Source organism: Acetobacterium wieringae (genome assembly GCF_001766835.1).
Taxonomy (GTDB): domain Bacteria; phylum Bacillota; class Clostridia; order Eubacteriales; family Eubacteriaceae; genus Acetobacterium; species Acetobacterium wieringae.
Genome location: NZ_LKEU01000033.1, coordinates 43,583 through 60,507, shown reverse-complemented (window position 1 = coordinate 60,507; position 16,925 = coordinate 43,583). Strand labels below are relative to the sequence as shown.

At 44.5% G+C, this 16,925-nt stretch carries 13 protein-coding genes; 7 read left to right on the top strand and 6 right to left on the bottom strand.

Annotation, left to right across the window (positions count from 1 at the left end):
• Positions 1–4: 4 nt before the first annotated feature.
• From ACWI_RS11445 to thrC, 3 genes are read right to left on the bottom strand one after another with little or no spacing between them, the layout of a single operon-like run.
• Positions 5–439, bottom strand: coding sequence for an ACT domain-containing protein (locus ACWI_RS11445; RefSeq protein ID WP_070371574.1), 435 nt, complete (start codon positions 437–439; stop codon positions 5–7).
• Positions 440–443: 4 nt separating this feature from the next.
• Positions 444–1,334 carry a homoserine kinase gene (gene thrB, locus ACWI_RS11440; protein ID WP_070371573.1) on the bottom strand — a complete coding sequence of 297 codons (891 nt, stop codon included), beginning with the start codon at positions 1,332–1,334 and terminating at the stop codon, positions 444–446.
• Positions 1,327–2,832 carry a threonine synthase gene (thrC, locus tag ACWI_RS11435; protein ID WP_070371572.1) on the bottom strand — a complete coding sequence of 502 codons (1,506 nt, stop codon included), beginning with the start codon at positions 2,830–2,832 and terminating at the stop codon, positions 1,327–1,329. Before thrC ends, thrB begins: the two co-directional genes overlap by 8 nt.
• Positions 2,833–2,982: 150 nt before the next feature.
• On the opposite strand from thrC, the gene ACWI_RS11430 reads away from it, so the two are divergent.
• Positions 2,983–4,236 carry a homoserine dehydrogenase gene (locus tag ACWI_RS11430; RefSeq protein WP_070371571.1) on the top strand — a complete coding sequence of 418 codons (1,254 nt, stop codon included), beginning with the start codon at positions 2,983–2,985 and terminating at the stop codon, positions 4,234–4,236.
• 20 nt (positions 4,237–4,256) lie between these two features.
• A complete protein-coding gene (locus ACWI_RS11425) occupies positions 4,257–5,465 on the top strand; it encodes an aspartate kinase (RefSeq protein WP_070371570.1) in 1,209 nt (402 codons plus the stop codon).
• A 63-nt stretch (positions 5,466–5,528) separates the two neighbouring features.
• Here the strand turns inward: ACWI_RS11425 and ACWI_RS11420 are convergent, their stop codons facing one another.
• Positions 5,529–6,977 (bottom strand): TrkH family potassium uptake protein, encoded by a 1,449-nt coding sequence (locus tag ACWI_RS11420; protein ID WP_070371569.1) that lies wholly within the window; start codon positions 6,975–6,977, stop codon positions 5,529–5,531.
• Positions 6,977–8,347: a Trk system potassium transporter TrkA gene (gene trkA / locus ACWI_RS11415; RefSeq protein WP_070371568.1), complete on the bottom strand. Its 1,371-nt coding sequence runs from the start codon at positions 8,345–8,347 to the stop codon at positions 6,977–6,979. The genes ACWI_RS11420 and trkA overlap by 1 nt, the downstream gene beginning before the upstream one ends.
• A gap of 238 nt (positions 8,348–8,585) precedes the next feature.
• Here trkA and ACWI_RS11410 point away from each other — a divergent pair, with 238 nt between their 5' ends.
• Positions 8,586–10,250, top strand: coding sequence for a GspE/PulE family protein (locus ACWI_RS11410; protein WP_070371567.1), 1,665 nt, complete (start codon positions 8,586–8,588; stop codon positions 10,248–10,250).
• Positions 10,251–10,259: 9 nt separating this feature from the next.
• Entirely contained in the window at positions 10,260–11,486 is a 1,227-nt protein-coding gene (locus ACWI_RS11405; protein WP_070371566.1) for a type II secretion system F family protein, read from the top strand.
• A gap of 149 nt (positions 11,487–11,635) precedes the next feature.
• Here the strand turns inward: ACWI_RS11405 and ACWI_RS11400 are convergent, their stop codons facing one another.
• The gene (locus tag ACWI_RS11400; RefSeq protein ID WP_070371565.1) at positions 11,636–11,920 is read right to left on the bottom strand and encodes a hypothetical protein; all 285 of its coding nucleotides are present in this window, start codon (positions 11,918–11,920) and stop codon (positions 11,636–11,638) included.
• Between the two features lie 428 nt (positions 11,921–12,348).
• Here ACWI_RS11400 and ACWI_RS11395 point away from each other — a divergent pair, with 428 nt between their 5' ends.
• From ACWI_RS11395 to ACWI_RS11385, 3 genes are all read left to right on the top strand, one after another.
• On the top strand, positions 12,349–13,539 hold the full coding sequence (locus tag ACWI_RS11395) for an FprA family A-type flavoprotein (protein ID WP_070371564.1): 1,191 nt from the start codon (positions 12,349–12,351) through the stop codon (positions 13,537–13,539).
• A 45-nt stretch (positions 13,540–13,584) separates the two neighbouring features.
• Complete coding sequence (mnmA, locus tag ACWI_RS11390) at positions 13,585–14,661, top strand: tRNA 2-thiouridine(34) synthase MnmA (RefSeq protein WP_070371563.1); 1,077 nt, start codon at positions 13,585–13,587, stop codon at positions 14,659–14,661.
• Between the two features lie 192 nt (positions 14,662–14,853).
• Entirely contained in the window at positions 14,854–16,914 is a 2,061-nt protein-coding gene (locus ACWI_RS11385) for a hypothetical protein (protein ID WP_070371562.1), read from the top strand.
• The last annotated feature ends 11 nt before the right edge of the window (positions 16,915–16,925 follow it).

Sequence of the window (16,925 nt, the reverse complement as noted above, 5' to 3'; positions counted from 1 at the left end):
TTATTTATTCCATCGCAATCAGATGAACACCGTGAACGCCATCCAGGGCTTCCAGTATGGCCATCAATTCATCGATAGTCAAGATCAGATCTTTGCCGTCCAGAGTCACAATCACAATGGCGGCCTGGTTAATGGGGATATCCTGATGAATGGTGATGATACTGGTCTGGTGGTCCCGAAGAATGTTTAAAATATTGGACAGGATTCCGGGCTGGTCATCCAACTTAAACGACAGGGTGAACTTCCGGCCATAGTTTTCCGAAGGCGTAAAAATATAGTCCTTATACTTATAATAGGTGCTGCGGCTGATACCCACCTTTTTGACCGCATCACTGACAGATTTACACTGAGAGGACTCCATGAGGATCCGGGCTTCCACCACCTTGGAATAATAATCGGGGAGGATTTTTTTATTGACAATCAGATAATCTTTGATCATTGGCTTAACCTCCCAAAATCTGGACACCAGTATGATCGGGCGTCAGGGAAATGAGCTGCCAACCTGGTGCTTTTTCTGCTAGATAGGCCTGCATATCCGGCTTAAAACCACGGTTATCCACTGAATTAATAGCCAGAATGGTGGGCCCGGCCCCGCTGATGCAGGTGTTGAGGCAACCCATTTCCCTGGCTTTTTTGGTAATCACGTCGTAATGGGCAATCAGCTTTTTGCGATAGGGCTGGTGCAGGCGGTCCTTCATGCACAGCTTTAAAATATCCTCAGCACCGTTGGCCAAGGCCAGATAGGTCATGGTGGCCCGGGGCAGATTATGGGTGGCATCGGCAAAACTGATTTTTTTAGGCAAAACCTGACGGGCATCGGATGTCGATAATGGAAAGTCCGGCACCAGGGCATAAAATTCATAACAGGGATGCACCAAACTCTTGATATAGGTGTTTTTGCCGTGATCGTTCATCGATACCACCAGGCCGCCAAAAATGGCCGGGGCGACGTTGTCCGGGTGGCCTTCCAGCTCCACCGCTATGTCAAACAGTTCATCCGCTTTCAAGGGCGAGCCAATCAGGGCATTGGCACCAAACAAGCCGCCGACAATGCAGGTGGCTGAACTGCCCAGACCCCGGCTGATGGGGATATCGACAGCGGTATGGATATAAAGGCCCCGGGGACGGTAGCCCACTTTTTTAAAGACCTTCTGCATCGACCGGTAAACCAGATTGGTATCACTCTGATATTTTCGTTCCACCCCCCGGATCGTCAGCTTGCCGTCATTCTTTTCTTCAAAACTGAAAGTATTATAAATCGACAGTGCCAGGCCAAAGGCATCAAAGCCCGGGCCGATGTTGGCACTGGTTCCCGGTACCTGAACCTTAATCATTTTTGTCCACCTGATCGTTTAAAAAATCAAGAACAGCCTGGGACATATCGGTTTTATCGCATTGACCCTGATGCTGATTGGCTTTTTTATCCAGATCCTTTAAAGGCTTGGGAATGGTGGTGCCGGTTTTTTGTGCCAGAATATTTAACAGCTCATAATCGTTGCAGTCACAGTCACCGAAGATGCTTTCATAAACCGAACGTCCGAACTTGTAGGGGCTGGCGGTGGAGACAATCACCGTTTTGGTGGTATCTCCGGTTTCATTGAGATAGTCGTCATAGACCTTATTGGCAACGGCGGTGTGAGGGTCCATCAGATAATGGCTCTCATCATAAATGGCTTTGATGGCCTGGGCGGTTTCGGTTTCATTGGCAGTACCGGCATAGAAAAGACCGGTTTTTTCCATCAGGGTTTGTGAAGTCTGATAAGCACCCTGATTTTTAAGCTGCGCCATCAAATCACTGACAGCATCGGGATCGGCGCCGGAGACATCGTAAAGCAGCCGCTCCAGATTGCTGGAAATCAGAATGTCCATGGATGGTGACGAGGTTTTATAAAAATCCCGATTGCGGTCATAACTGCCGGTTTTAAAGAAATCCGTTAAAACCTTGTTGGCATTGGAGGCGCAGATCAGCTTGTTAATCGGTAAGCCCAGCAGCGCAGCATAGTAACCGGCCAGAATGTTGCCGAAATTCCCAGTCGGGACGACAAAATTTATTTTTTCATTCGGCTGGATTTCACCCCGCTTAAGCAGTTCATAATAGCTGTAAAAATAATAAACCACCTGAGGCAGCAGCCGGCCGATATTAATCGAATTAGCTGAGGAAAAGATCACATTGGCTTTAGCCAGTTCGGCCGCCAGTTGGGGATCGTTGAGGATCACTTTAACACCATTTTGGGTATCGTCAAAATTGCCGTCGACACCAACCACACAGGTGTTAGCACCGATTTGAGTCAGCATTTGTTTCTCCTGAACGGTGCTGACCCCATCCTTGGGGTAAAAAACAATGATGCTGATATCCGGAACATTGGCAAAACCTTCCAGGGCGGCCTTGCCGGTATCACCCGAAGTTGCTGTTAAGATCATAATTTTCTGTTGGTTGTTGACGTTTTTCATGGACTCCACCATCAGATATGGTAAAATAGTCAGAGCCATATCTTTAAAGGCACAGGTGGGCCCGTGAAAGAGTTCCAGAAAATAACGGTCGTTGACTTTTTTTAAAGCAACCGGTTCTTGTTCTTCAAATTTACCGGAGTAATAAGCGCCCTGAATCGAATCATCAATTTGTTTGGCGCTGAAATCATCAAGAAAAGCGCAAAAGATCGCCTTAGCCATCTCGCCATAGTTTTTTCCGATAAATTGGGTTGGGTCTAAATTAATCTGATCAATAAAATTGGGGACAAAGAGTCCACCATCTGGGGCCAATCCTTGCAGGATGCCCTGGGATGCGGTAACGTTGATGTCTTTGGATCGCGTGCTGTTATAGCCTTTTTTCATGTAATTCCTCCAAAAAAATATGGTGTGCCTGAAAAAATCTTGAAAAAATCTTCCCGGGAGGGTATTGAATAACCCCTAGCTATATGATAGAATGTTTTCACTGAAAAAACAAGTGTTTTTAGAATAAATACATATACGAGGTGAATTTTATTGAATATCGCACTTTTAGGCTTTGGAACCATCGGTTCTGGCGTCTATGAACTCATCAATTTAAATAAAGGCAAGTTTGCTGGTAATTTTACCGATGTGGAGTCTCGCAGGTCAAGTCCGGTCATTACCAAGGTTCTGGAACGGGATGCATCCAAGGATCTGGGCGATACCGTCGGAAAAATTGTGACCCACCCCAGTGAGATTTTGGAAGACGAAAGTATTGGCCTGGTGATTGCCCTGATGGGTGGCATGGACTTTGAATATGAAATGATCAAAGAATGTCTCCGGGCGGGAAAACATGTTGTGACCGCCAATAAGGCTGTCATCTCCGAGTACTTTCAGGAATTGTTGACGTTAGCCGAAGAAAATGGCGTGGTCCTGCGTTACGAGGCATCTGTTGGCGGCGGGATTCCGATCATCGGCAGTTTAAAAGAAGAAATGAAAATCAATCGGGTGACCGAAATCAAAGGGATTCTAAACGGAACCACCAACTTTATTTTGTCCAAAATGACCGAAGAAGGAGCGGATTTTGGCGATACCCTGGCGCTTGCCCAGTCGATTGGTTTTGCTGAAGCGGATCCGACGGCCGATGTCGAAGGGTACGATGTCTCCCGGAAGCTCTCGATTCTCTCATCGATGGCCTATGAAAGCATAATTCGCGATGAAGATGTATATAAACGGGGGATTACTGACATTCGGGCTGCCGATATTGAGATGATCGGATCGATGGGTTACGTGGTCAAGTATCTGGGACACTCCATTTTGGATGAAAAAAATGTCTATACCACCGTGGAACCGGTACTGTTTAAGGAAGCCTCGATTATGAGTAACGTCAACAGTGAATTCAATATCATCTCGATTACCGGCGATATTATTGGAGAGCTGCAGTTTTATGGCAAAGGCGCTGGAAAAGATGCTACCGCCAATGCCGTTGTTGGCGATGTCCTCTATATCCTCAATATTGTCGGGGAACAGAATTTGCCCAAACCGCTGCGGCTTAATCGTCAGCTCAACAAAATGGGTACCGATATTTTTAAAGGTAAATACTATTTACGAGCAAATCTGGCTGACAAAGAAATGCTTGATCAGGTGCTGACCGCCGTGGAGACGGTGGCCGCCCGAAAAACCGTCATTGTTAATGATAATCAGGTCTATGTGGTGACAAACGCCATTGCTGCCAATGATTTTAATAAAATGGCAGAAAAATTAAAAGAAACGGTGCCTGAATGTTTTTATGCCCGGATCTATGAATAAGGAAAGAGTGACTGAGGTAAATGCAAGATCTAATCGTACAGAAATATGGCGGCTCCAGTGTCGCCAATGTGGAAAGAATAAAGCGTGTTGCTAGTCGGATTATTGAGACCAAGGAAAAAGAAAAAAAGGTAGTGGTGGTGGTCTCAGCCATGGGTGATACCACCGATGACCTGATCGAACTGGCACAAAAAATCAATGATCATCCCCCCAGCCGGGAAATGGATATGTTGCTGGCTACCGGTGAGCAAGTTTCGATATCGCTGCTGGCGATGGCGATTCAGGCCATGGGCCACGATGTGGTCAGTTTAACCGGCGCCCAGTGCGGGATTGTTACATCCAATGTTCATAAACGGGCCCGGATTAATGATATTCACACCCATCGGATTGAAAAGGAACTGGCCGCCGGTAAGATTGTCATTGTCGCCGGTTTTCAGGGCATCAACGAGAATAAGGATATTACCACCCTGGGCCGGGGTGGGTCTGACACTTCGGCGGTGGCGGTGGCAGCGGCCTTAAAGGCCGAGCTGTGTGAAATCTATACTGATGTTGATGGAGTCTATACAGCCGATCCCCGGATCGTTGAAGAGGCCTCGAAAATTGATGAAATCTCCTATGAAGAAGTTTTGGAGATGGCCAGTACCGGAGCAAAGGTATTGCATCCCCGGTCAGTGGAAATGGCGGAAAAATTCAAGGTACCGCTGGTGGTACGATCAAGCTATAATCATAACGAAGGAACCATTATTAAGGAGGACGTTATTATGGAAAAAGTGTTAGTTCGAGGGGTATCTCTTGATGAAAATATCGCAAAAATATCAATCTTTGAAGTGCCGGATCAACCGGGGATTGCCTTTAGATTATTTAGTGCGTTGGCAAAAGCCAATATTCATGTGGATATGATTGTTCAGAATGTCAACCGGACATCGGTTAATGATATTTCCTTCACCATTGATGTGGATGAACTGCAGGAAGCCGTTTCGGTGGCTCAGAAATTTGCCTTTGAGGTCAATGCCCAAAAAGTCGAATATGATCAGGGTGTTGCCAAACTTTCTGTGATCGGCACCGGCATCGTCGCCAATGCCGAAATTGCCTCCAAGTTTTTTGAAGCACTGTTTGAACTGGGCATCAACATCCAGACCATCAGCACCTCAGAAATCAAAATTTCCTGTCTGATTGACAAGGAACGGGGTAAAGAAGCAATGGTTCATATCCACAAGAAATTCGATATGTAGCAGGCAACAAAAAACCTGAAGCCACAATTGGTTTCAGGTTTTTTTATTTGAATTTGTAGCGAGCTACCCCCGGCGCCAGGTGCGGGGACTAAGCAGAACCAGAATCGGGAATAATTCCAGACGGCCCATGATCATGGCCAGACTCAGGGTGAATTTGGTCAGATTATTAAAGCCAGCATAGTTTCCCATCGGGCCGACCATATCCAGACCGGGACCGATATTGTTAAAAGTGGCTGCAACGGCACTAAAGGCAGTAAGAAAATTAGGGGCTGATAAAGCCGTGATCATCAGAAAAATCACAAACATAAAGGCATAGGTAATCAGATAAACACTGGTCTGGCGGCTGAGCAGGGCACTGATTGGTTTGCCCTCAAAAAGAATCGGCAGTCGACGGTTGGGGCTAACATTAACCCGGATTTCCTGGATCGTGGTTTTAATATAGATACCAATTCGGCTAACCTTGATACCACCAGCGGTGGAACCGGCCATACCACCGATAAACATCAGAAAAATCAGGATGACCTGGGAAAATACCGGCCAATTGTCAAAATTGGCGGTGGCGTAGCCAGTGGTTGTAATGATGGTGGAAACCGTAAAGAAGACATCACGAACCAGTAGTGGCATCGAGCTGTAAAGCGGGCTAACATTAATGCAAATCAGCGCAAACCCAACTGCAATAAAACCAAGATACCAGCGCAGTTCTTCGTTTTTAAAAATGTTTTTAGAACGCATAAAGAACAGGGCATAATAGAGATTAAAGTTAACACCGAAAAGAATCATGCTGACAGCCAGCACATAATCGATATAAGCGCTGTTATAATAACCAACTGACAGGGTCTTATCGCTGAAACCGCCGGTACCAGCGGCGCCAAATGCGTGAATAAAACTGTCGAAGAGCGGCATCCCGCCCAAGGTCAGTAAAATTACCAGGATACCAGTCATACATAGATAGATGACATAGAGAATCCGGGCCGAACTTCGCAGTTTAGTTCGGACTTTCCCGAAGGTGGGGCCGGGAACCTCGGCCCGCATGATAAATACATCACCAGACTCAATTTTAGGCATCACTGCCAGGGCCAGAACCAGTACCCCCATTCCGCCAATCAGGTGGGTAAAGCTGCGCCACCATAACAATGAGTGGGGTAGGGCTTCGACATCGGTTAAGATGCTGGCACCGGTGGTTGAAAAACCACTGGCGGTTTCAAAAAAAGCATCGATGGGATAGGGGATGGTACCGCTGAAGATAAAAGGCAAGCTCCCGAAAAAAGATAAAGCCAACCAGGATAAGGCCACTACCACCAGACCTTCCCGGGCAAAAAAATCACTTCGAATCGGTTTTTTCAGACTAATCAGCAGGCCAAAGGCACAGGTAATACCGATGCTGAGCAGAAAAGGCCACAAGCCTGGCCAGCCCTCCCGGTAAATCAGTGCTACAATCAAAGCGGGGAGCATCAGAATGCCAGTGATGAATAAAATCCGACCGAGGATGTAACTGACCATTTTGTGATTCATTACAGGCCTCGGTTCTTTTCAAAGATATCATCAATATCCTGAAAGTTTTTATGCTTGGTAGTCACAACGATGACGTCATCATTGGGTAAAATGCGGATGGTACCGTTGGGATAGATGATTTTACCATCACGGACAATACATGCAATCAACAGCCCCGGCTTTGTTTTCAGGTTGACAAGGGGGATATCCACCTCACAGCAGGTGCCTTTGACCTTAAACTGTAATACCTCCACCCGGCCATCCAGCAGCCGATAGAAGGCGCTGACATTGGAACCCTGGGAGTTCTCAATGGAACGGATGAAGCGGATAATGTGGTTGGCAATCAGCCGCTGGGGGGTAATGATGGACTGCAGCCCGACATTATCCAGAACTTTTAGCAAGTCGGTGCGATTAACCTTGGTTATGGTTTTCTTGACCCCTGAGCGGTAGGCATAAATGGCAATCAGGATATTTTCTTCATCGACGCCGGTCAATGGAATAACGGCATCATAGTCGGAAAAATGTTCTTCATTTAAAAATGACTGTTTGGTGCCATCGCCAAAAATAATTTCAGTTTGGGGATATTTGATGGCCAGTCGATCAGCATTGTCAGTATCAATTTCGATAACTTTTAGCTTCAATCGCATTTTTACCAGTCGGGCTAAGAGATAGTCAGTCAGTTTACCGCCACCGATGATGACTGCAGAGTTGATCTTGACCAGATTGGGTTGGCAGAGTTTGCTAAAAGTGCGAACTTCACCGGGACTGCCGGTTACCATCACATGGTCCCCGGCCCGCAGAATTGTTTCACCATCGGGAATCATCACCCGATCATTCCGGATGACGATGCAGATGACCACATCGCCAAAACGGCCATGATGGTCTTTAAGTTTGACGCCCACAGGAGCAGTGTCTTTTTGCAAGACGACCTCAATCATGTTGACCCGGCCATGTTCAAAGGATTCGACGTGCAAGGCGGATGGAAAGATCAGGGTTCGGGCAATTTCCTGGGCTGCTTCCAGTTCGGGGTTGATAATCAGGGTGATCCCCAGACTTTCTCGCAGAAAGCTCATTTGTTTGGAATACTCCGGATCGCGAACCCGGGCAATGGTAAATTTTGCCCCCAGCTTTCGGGCAGTGATGGCAGCGATGAGGTTGGTTTCATCGTTACGAGTGACCGCTATAAAAACGTCACAGGTATCAACGCCGGCTTCGGTTTGAATATCAAACATGGCGCCATTACCGTGAATACCGCTGATATCATAGAGATTAATAAACTGATCCAGCCGGGATTCATTTGGCTCAATCAACATAATATTATGGTTTTCACTGGCCAGATCACGGCACAGAACTTCACCAACTTTGCCAGCTCCGGCGATTACGATGTTCATAGTGGGACTCCTAAGATTAATATGTTTGCAGCGATGCATTGTCTCTCATTATATAGAATCGGCCAGTGATTTGCAATATAAGGTTAAATCAGGAACAATAAGCGGTGCAGGTGCTATCAATTTAGTGAAACAACGGTAAAAATTCCGGCTATGGTTGATTTGTATGGATATTTATGGGCAAATCAGCTATACTGCAAGTATTGAGATGAACGAATAAGCTCTGACATGAGGAGGCGAGATGAAGGAAAATAAGTTGGTTTTGGAAATGCTTCTCAAAAACCAGATAATTACCCGAAAAAACATAGCTGAACGAATTGATGAAGCAGAGCGATCCGGGAATTCCGTTTTAGATATATTGATTAAGGATCGGATTGTTGCCCAGGAGCGTTTAGTGACTATTTTTCACAATGAATGGGGATTTGAGTTATATAATCCACAAAAAGATCGGTTGGAGCTTCGGGCAATAAAATTCTTTTCAAAAGAACAGGCTAAAAAATATTTGGTTTTTCCTCTGAATCAGGAGGATGAAGATCAGTTGACGGTGCTGATGGCCGATCCTACCGATGAGGAAATCCTGCGCCAGGTGAAACGAATCGCTGATAAACGGCTCAAACTATTAGTCGCCACCCGGGACTGCATCCTGGGTTTGATTGGCAAATACTATCATCAAACGCATGTTTATCGGGATAACATGGATTTTATGAACGCGGGGGAAAATAAAGAAACGGCCCCGAACCCGACTGTCGTCACCTTAGTTAATGATCTGATCGATGAAGGTGTTTCCCGAGGTGCCAGTGATATTCATATGGAAGTCTTTCCTCAGAAAATTCAGGTGCGTTTTCGAATTGACGGCGTCTTAATACCGGTTGGGCTACTTAGCAAAGAAACCTGGAAGGGTGTAATTACCCGGCTGAAAATAATGGCTGGTTGCGATATTGCCGAGCAACGTCAGCCTCAGGATGGTGCTTTCACTACCACATATGAACATCGGCAAATCGATGTGCGGCTATCGATTATTCCGACCATTCACGGGGAGAAAATTGTTCTGCGGCTGCTGGATCAAAAGAATTTTCTTGTTGATGTTGATGATCTGGGTTTTTCCAGTGAACAAAAACGTTTATTAAAGGAACTATTGGAAGCCCCCCATGGCATGATTCTGGTTTGTGGACCCACCGGAAGCGGAAAGTCAACCACACTGTACAGTCTGCTAAATGGGATGGATCCCCGAACACAGAATATTATTACCATCGAAGACCCGGTGGAGTTCCAGATGGACGATATCAACCAGATTCAGGTGAACGAAAAAATCGGCCTGAACTTTGCCAATGGCCTTCGGGCGATTTTGAGACAGGATCCCAATGTGATTATGGTCGGCGAAATTCGTGATGAAGACACCGCAGAAACGGCTATCCGGGCGGCGATTACCGGGCATTTGGTATTATCCACCATTCATACCAACAACGCCATTGCGTCCATCAATCGGTTGATGGATATGAAGATCCCCCTTTACCTGTTGTCGGCAGCGCTCCGAGGGGTAATTTCCCAAAAATTGATCAAGCGCCTATGTCCAAACTGCCGGAAAAAAGCGCTGGCAGGTGAAGCAGAAAAAAAGCTGTTGGGCATTGGGAATCAGGATGTTGCGCTTTTCTATCCAGTGGGCTGTTCACTTTGTCATGGGTCTGGGTATCAGGGGCGCATCGCGGTACAGGAAGTGTTGAAAATCACCAGAAGAATCCGGGAAGTAATTGGTCAAGGGGCGGACTATGATACAATTCGTAAAGTAGCCATTGAAGAAGGGCTTCAGCCCATTGAAGAATCCTTAAAGCGCCATCTCCTGTTGGGAAATACATCCATCAACCAGGGGTTGGAGATTTTATCATTCGAAAATGCGTGGCATCGTTAGGGTGGAGCGATGGAAAAATGGTATTTTTATAAAGCAAAAGATGGGCAGGGTGCGGACGTCAGTGGAACAGTAACCGGTTCAAACCGGCGGGAGGCGGCTCGGGTTCTTCAGGCTCAAAATCTGATTGTACTGGAAATCAGAGAAAAAAAGAAATGGGATGAATTATTTAATAAAGAATTCAATATTCGGGTTCGCTCAGTAACCGGCAGTGACTTTAGCCGTTTCTGCCGACAGTTTCATATCATGTTAAATGCCGGAATTCCAATTTTGACATGTTTGGAACTCATTGGTGGTGAGACTCCAAATCCCGGCTTTTCTCGGGACATTTTTGGAGTCCGCCAACGCATTCAATCAGGAGAAAACCTCTCCCAGGCGATGGTCGCCTTTCCCAAGTCATTTCCGTCGTTATTTATTTTTATGGTGGAAGCAGGAGAAACGAGTGGACATCTTAATGAGATCCTGTTAAAAATGGCAGAGCATTACGACACGGAAGAAAAAAATCGGCGTCAGCTCCAACAGACGCTTTTCTATCCAATGGTTCTGAGTATGGTATTTGTATTGGTGCTGATCTTTCTGATCACCATGGTACTGCCAACCTTTGCGGATATGTTTACAGTAATGAATGCCGAACTGCCAGGTCCAACCCGGTTTCTGATGGGACTGAGTCACAGTTTAAGTGTCCGGTGGCCAATCATTCTATTAAGTCTGATGGGGCTGGCAGGCGGTTTTGCGTTCTTTTGCGAAATTGATACGGTGGCAAAGCTTAGGGATCGTTTGAAGATAAGAATACCGCTTGTGGGAGTCCTGAATCATAAAGTCTGTCTGGCCCGGATGGCGACAATCCTGGGTATGTTTCTGGAAAGTGGAATTGATTTGCTGGTAGCATTATCGCGATTGGAAGGTGTAGCGGATAATCGATACATTAAAACAGAGCTGAGTCAACTGCGCAATAAGGTAACGAATGGCGTAAGTTTGAGCCAGGGAATGGCCGAAAGCGATGTTTTCCCCAGACTTTTTTGTCAATTGGTGGCCACCGGGGAAGCATCAGGGTCTTTGCCGGAAGTGCTGGATACCTTGAACCGCATTTATGCGGATGAGGTTCGATCACGAATTCAGCTCCTTCATACATCATTGGAGCCGCTTATTCTGCTGGTGTTCGGAGGATTGGTGCTGTTCATTCTGGCTGCCATTATGTTGCCAGTATTTGATATATACTCGGCGTATTCCAGTATGTAGGTAAAACGTGTTAAAATATTTAAATATGGCAAAAAAGCTTGAAAAACCTCAAAGTTGTTCGAATATGGTTCATGTTGGACTTGTTATTAACAGTATCAAAAAAGGGCTTTCTCTGTAAGCAGGAGAAAGCCCTTTAAACAATGTACTAATTAAATATGATTGCGCCCGGATAAAATGGCGTGACATTCGTTGTAATAGAATTTTTTTGCATCGCTGACGGTCAATTCATCGAACAGATGATAAAGGGTGATCGCCAGGGTTTGGGTCGTTTTGATGTCCAGATTGGTGCGTTGGCAGGTTTTTAAAAAGTATCCCATGCAAGCTTCCTTACTCCAGTCATCTCCCCCCAGAAATAATCGACGCAACTCTTCTTTGATTTCTTTTTCGGTCCATTGTGAATCAGTTGAAGAGACGGAATCTCGTGTTTCAGTCATTTAACCAGCTCCTTTCACTTCAGATAAATGCTTGATCGAATTCATTATAGCACAGCTTCAAAAAAACTGTAATGAGAATGGAGGATAAAAATTTTTCTAAGTTTTTGTTAAGCAACGAAGGCAGTAAATGAAAAAAAAATTAAAATAATGCATAAAAAAATTAAAAAAGCACTGGATTTTTAAAATGTAATCGGTTATAATAGATCCATGGTGTGAAAACGTTTTAATTTCCTTTCTTAATTTTCTTGAAAAAGAGGTGTGCATACATCTCTTTTTTATTTTTTGCCACGTGTTCATTCATATCGGCCGAGCTTAATTTTGGCTTATTCTCTAGATCCATTCCGGATTATCTGTTTTTTTCTCTTGAAATATTTTCTATTTAAGGTTATATTTAATTTCGAGAGAACATCAGGAAAGTGGGGAATAAAATGAATGCAGTAAAAATTAAAGACGATATTTTTTGGGTCGGTGTGAATGATTATCAAACAACACTTTTCGAGGGGCTTTGGCCAATTGATCAGGAAGGGGTTTCCTATAATGCTTTCGTGATCAACGATGAAAAAGTCGCCATTATCGATACGGTAAAAACCATCAAAGCTGATGAATACATAAAAAAAATCAAATCCCTGATTGGCGATAAAAAGGTAGATTACCTGATTGTTAATCATATGGAGCCGGATCATTCCAGTGGGATTACTGATCTGTTGGCTGAGTATCCGGAGATGGTCATCGTTGGGAATAAAAAAACCTTCCCGATTATGAACAATTTTTATAAAATAACGAAAAACCTTCACGAGGTTGGTGAAGGTGATACCCTTTGTCTGGGAAAACACACCCTTCAGTTTTTCATGACACCGATGGTTCATTGGCCGGAATCGATGGTTACTTACGATGTCACGGATAAGGTGCTCTTTTCCATGGATGTCTTTGGTAGCTTTAAGGCGCCAGTCGGCAGTATTTTTGACGGAGAAAATGATCTGGACGCGTTTGAAGAGCCAACCCGTCGTTACTATGCCTGTATTGTGGGCAAGGTGGCTGGACAGGCCTTAAAAGCACTCAATAAGCTGGGTGGCATTGAAATCAACACGATCTGTCCTTCACATGGATTGATCTGGCGGGATAATCCTAAACATATTTTGGATATGTACATAAAAATGAGCGCCAAAGAAACTGATCCTGGGGTTGTCATCGCCTATGGTTCGATGTATGGCTGTACCCAGAAGGCGGCAGAGACTTTAGCGATTGCCTTAAAGAATGAAGGGGTCAAAGAGGTGAAGCTCTATGATGTGGCTAAAACCGATATTTCTTTTATCGTTTCGGATATCTGGAAATATAAAGGTCTGTTTTTAGGTGCCCCATCTTATTACGGACAGATTTTCCCCAAAATGGCCAATCTGCTTTATAAATTGGGCGAAATTAGAGTTGATAATCACAAAGTCGGTTTTTTTGCCGATTACAGCTGGAGCGGTGGTGCCGATAAAAGCTTTAATGAATTTATTGAGCATGCCAAGGTGGATACCCTTGATGAAATCTTGATGATTAAGGGCACCCCAGACGAACAGGATGTCGCAGATTTAAATGAATTAGCCAAAAAAATGGCAAAAGAAATAATCCAGTAGAATAAAGCGTGAATTCGGTAGAAAAAACGGAGGGGGAAAACATAAATGAAAATCGTTGTGGGCATGTCAGGCGGGGTTGATTCATCGGTTGCAGCATTATTGTTAAAAGAACGTGGTTACGAGGTCATCGGGGTCTTCATGAAAAATTGGGAAGAACAGGATGAATCGGGAGTATGTACGGCCACAGAAGATTATGATGATGTGCGACGGGTGTGTGATGCCATTGACATTCCCTACTATACAGTGAATTTTGCCAAAGAATATTACGACTCTGTTTTTTCTTATTTTCTGGAAGAGTATAAAAAAGGGAGAACGCCCAATCCGGATGTTCTCTGTAACCGAGAAATAAAATTCAAACGCTTTTTGGATTATGCGCTGAAGGTTGTTGGCGGTGATTACCTGGCCACCGGTCACTATTCGCAAATTGATTTTGTCAATGAACAGTACCGGTTAAAAAGAGCTTTTGATCATAACAAGGATCAAACCTACTTTCTTTGCCAACTGGGACAAAAAGAGCTGGCTGATGTGATGTTTCCGATTGGACATCTTTCAAAAGAAGAAGTACGGCATATCGCCGAAAAAAATAATCTGGCTACGGCCAGAAAAAAAGATTCCACCGGCATCTGCTTTATTGGTGAACGCAATTTCACCCAGTTTCTTAGTCAGTACCTGCCCGCTCAGCCAGGCCAAATCGTGGATCTGGCTGGCAATGTGAAGGGGACGCATCAGGGGCTTATGTATTATACCCTGGGTCAACGAAAAGGTCTGGGAATTGGCGGCGAAGGAAGTGGTGAACCATGGTTTGTAGTCAGTAAAGATCTGGAGCGGAACGAATTGGTGGTCGTCCAGGGAGAAAGCCATACGGCCCTGTATTCAAAGTCGCTGGAAGCTACCGAAATGAATTGGGTGGGGGGCTATCCGCCTGCCAAAGAGTTTAAATGCACGGCTAAATTCCGCTATCGCCAGGCTGACCAGGACGTAATGGTTCGGGTAGCTCCGGATCGGATCTACGTTAAATTTGATCAACCTCAAAAAGCGGTAACCCCGGGACAGGTTGTGGTTTTATACCAGGATAATATCTGTCTTGGAGGCGGAACCATTGAATCAATCGAAATGGTTTAAACAGTCAAATTAAATCGATAAAAGAGCAATCTTAAATTAGCTTGCTCTTTTATTTTTTTTGAGTAAAAACCACGGTTTTATGGTAAACTATATTCAGTGATATTCGTATAATGGGTGAAGCTTGTTAAAAAACAAGTGAAATTTGTGAATATAGAGAAAAGATAGCAGGACGACAGGGAAGGATTGTAGAAAATGAAAACGCCGTGTAATAAGTGTGGGAAAACAATCGGTTTTTTTGATAGAAGTTATAAGATAGAAAATGAAAAGTTAAACATAAAGTATGAAGGCCTTTGTAGCGATTGCAATAATGTTTTGAAAAAGGGCATTGAAAAACTGGATGACATGTATCAATGGATGATGAACAACCTTAAAAAAAACAAGGATGTTCAAAAAAATGGATTGGTTTCGGTCGAGGCAGATCTGCTGATCTTACTGGCAGTTGAAGCACTCTTTTCGGTGGCACCAGACTATTATCAATTAGACTCGCCCCTCAATCAAACTTTTATTCGAGCCAAAGAAAGCCGGGGCGTTGATCGGCAACGGGACATTGTCCGGATCGTCCACATATTGTTGCTTTATGGCTTTGAAGCCAATTTAAAAGAGCAGGGTTTGGACACCACCCGAAATTTTATTGCCTACATGATTCAGAACGAGCAATTTTTAGAAGAAGTGGAAGTCAATTGCGGTGTTGAGGAAGAACTGATCAAGGCAAACGTCTTTTTAAGCCGTCGGGGTCTGATCATTGATACGCTTGACAACCCCAAGCTGATCTATATTTCGATCCCCAGTGATTTATTGGTGGATTATCAGGTGCAATCTTCGGAAATTATCAATGAAGTGATTCTCAAAAATGTTTTCTACCCCTGGGATCGGAAGAAAAAGGTCGTTTTGACCCTTGTTTCCGAAAGTGTATTGTTTTCCGTGGCTAACGCCATTGATCGTTTTAACCAGAAGACCAGTAAGCTTCAGGATAAGCTGAAAAAAGACAGTCTGGAGTATTTTAATGACCGGGTTGTGGAGGATCTGGAAAAAATAAAACCCGGCGAATTCATTGAGGCAATCCATTTGGATTGTTTGCTTTTGTGTATCGTCAAAAATCTAAAAAGTCAAAAAATGTTCTCGATGGAAGCGCTGTTTGATCCTAAAGGTACCGCCATTGAGTTGCTATGGGCTTACTATCGACAGAACCTGCGAAATATGGGGATCGACAATAACGAAAAGATTGTCACCTATCTGTTGAAGAACTGTCTGTATGCCGAAGGCTTTAATATCAAACACGGCAATAAACCAAGTGACAAAGGCTGGGGTTTTTTCACCACCAAGGGTTATATTATTTATTTCCGACGTAGCCGGCAGGTGTTTTTCATTTACACGGAAACCTTCCCCAATCCCCTCTATCATCCCTGTAACCGGGTGACTTATGAAAATAAGCAATATTTGCAACTGATTATGAATAATGGCCGCAGTCTCGGGGAAGAACAGCGTGAACTGGATGAACTGATCTTTTACAGCGACGAACCGGAAACCATCACCCAGATGGAACGTTTTTTTGAACGCCATAACCTCTATTATCAGATGGAGACCTTTCTTAAAAAACAGAAAGAAGTACAGCGCAAACGGGAGAAGTATCTGCAGGTACAGCGGATTATCAACCATATTTTCAATGATTTTGGATTTCTTCCCTACTGCATCTATGATGAGTGGTATGTCATTCAAAACGAGCTGAAAAAGGATGATATTCTACTCAATAAACTTATTGATACGGATGCCGGTCTGAGAAAAAATTACACCCTGGGACAGATTACCTACGCGCCCAAAATCATCGAAGCCTTTAACCGGGGGGCGGAAGCTGTTCAAAGTTCACTCAATATTGTTGAAGATTCAGTGGCCCGGGCAATCCTTTGGGTGGCCTTCAAGGAGGCTGTTACCGAGACATTGTCTCAAGAGTGGGTGCGAATCGCTGGAGAAATTCTGGATAAGGATGATAATGCCCTGTCAGCCTTTTTTAAATACGTAAATCTTAAAAATATCGAGCCGGATAAGGTTTATTTTATGGGATTGTTTATCTACCATCTGATGGATCGGGAGATCCTGCAAGCAGATAATTTTCTGGAGAACTATGAGGGGGCCGTACGGATTTTCCTGGAATGTCGCCGGGTTATTGAAGAACCCCAGTTAGCTGGGGATATTTTGCCGATGGACGAACTGTTAGAAGAGGTGTTCCCGGAGAAGAAGAACGAGAGCAATCTATAAGGAGAAAAATC

What these genes read in the sequence shown, in the direction of transcription:
- ACWI_RS11445 (WP_070371574.1), bottom strand. Translation starts at nt 439, where the DNA reads ATGATCAAAGATTATCTGATTGTCAATAAAAAAATCCTCCCCGATTAT.
- thrB (WP_070371573.1), bottom strand. Translation starts at nt 1,334, where the DNA reads ATGATTAAGGTTCAGGTACCGGGAACCAGTGCCAACATCGGCCCGGGC.
- thrC (WP_070371572.1), bottom strand. Translation starts at nt 2,832, where the DNA reads ATGAAAAAAGGCTATAACAGCACGCGATCCAAAGACATCAACGTTACC.
- ACWI_RS11425 (WP_070371570.1), top strand. Translation starts at nt 4,257, where the DNA reads ATGCAAGATCTAATCGTACAGAAATATGGCGGCTCCAGTGTCGCCAAT.
- ACWI_RS11420 (WP_070371569.1), bottom strand. Translation starts at nt 6,977, where the DNA reads ATGAATCACAAAATGGTCAGTTACATCCTCGGTCGGATTTTATTCATC.
- trkA (WP_070371568.1), bottom strand. Translation starts at nt 8,347, where the DNA reads ATGAACATCGTAATCGCCGGAGCTGGCAAAGTTGGTGAAGTTCTGTGC.
- ACWI_RS11410 (WP_070371567.1), top strand. Translation starts at nt 8,586, where the DNA reads ATGAAGGAAAATAAGTTGGTTTTGGAAATGCTTCTCAAAAACCAGATA.
- ACWI_RS11405 (WP_070371566.1), top strand. Translation starts at nt 10,260, where the DNA reads ATGGAAAAATGGTATTTTTATAAAGCAAAAGATGGGCAGGGTGCGGAC.
- ACWI_RS11400 (WP_070371565.1), bottom strand. Translation starts at nt 11,920, where the DNA reads ATGACTGAAACACGAGATTCCGTCTCTTCAACTGATTCACAATGGACC.
- ACWI_RS11395 (WP_070371564.1), top strand. Translation starts at nt 12,349, where the DNA reads ATGAATGCAGTAAAAATTAAAGACGATATTTTTTGGGTCGGTGTGAAT.
- mnmA (WP_070371563.1), top strand. Translation starts at nt 13,585, where the DNA reads ATGAAAATCGTTGTGGGCATGTCAGGCGGGGTTGATTCATCGGTTGCA.
- ACWI_RS11385 (WP_070371562.1), top strand. Translation starts at nt 14,854, where the DNA reads ATGAAAACGCCGTGTAATAAGTGTGGGAAAACAATCGGTTTTTTTGAT.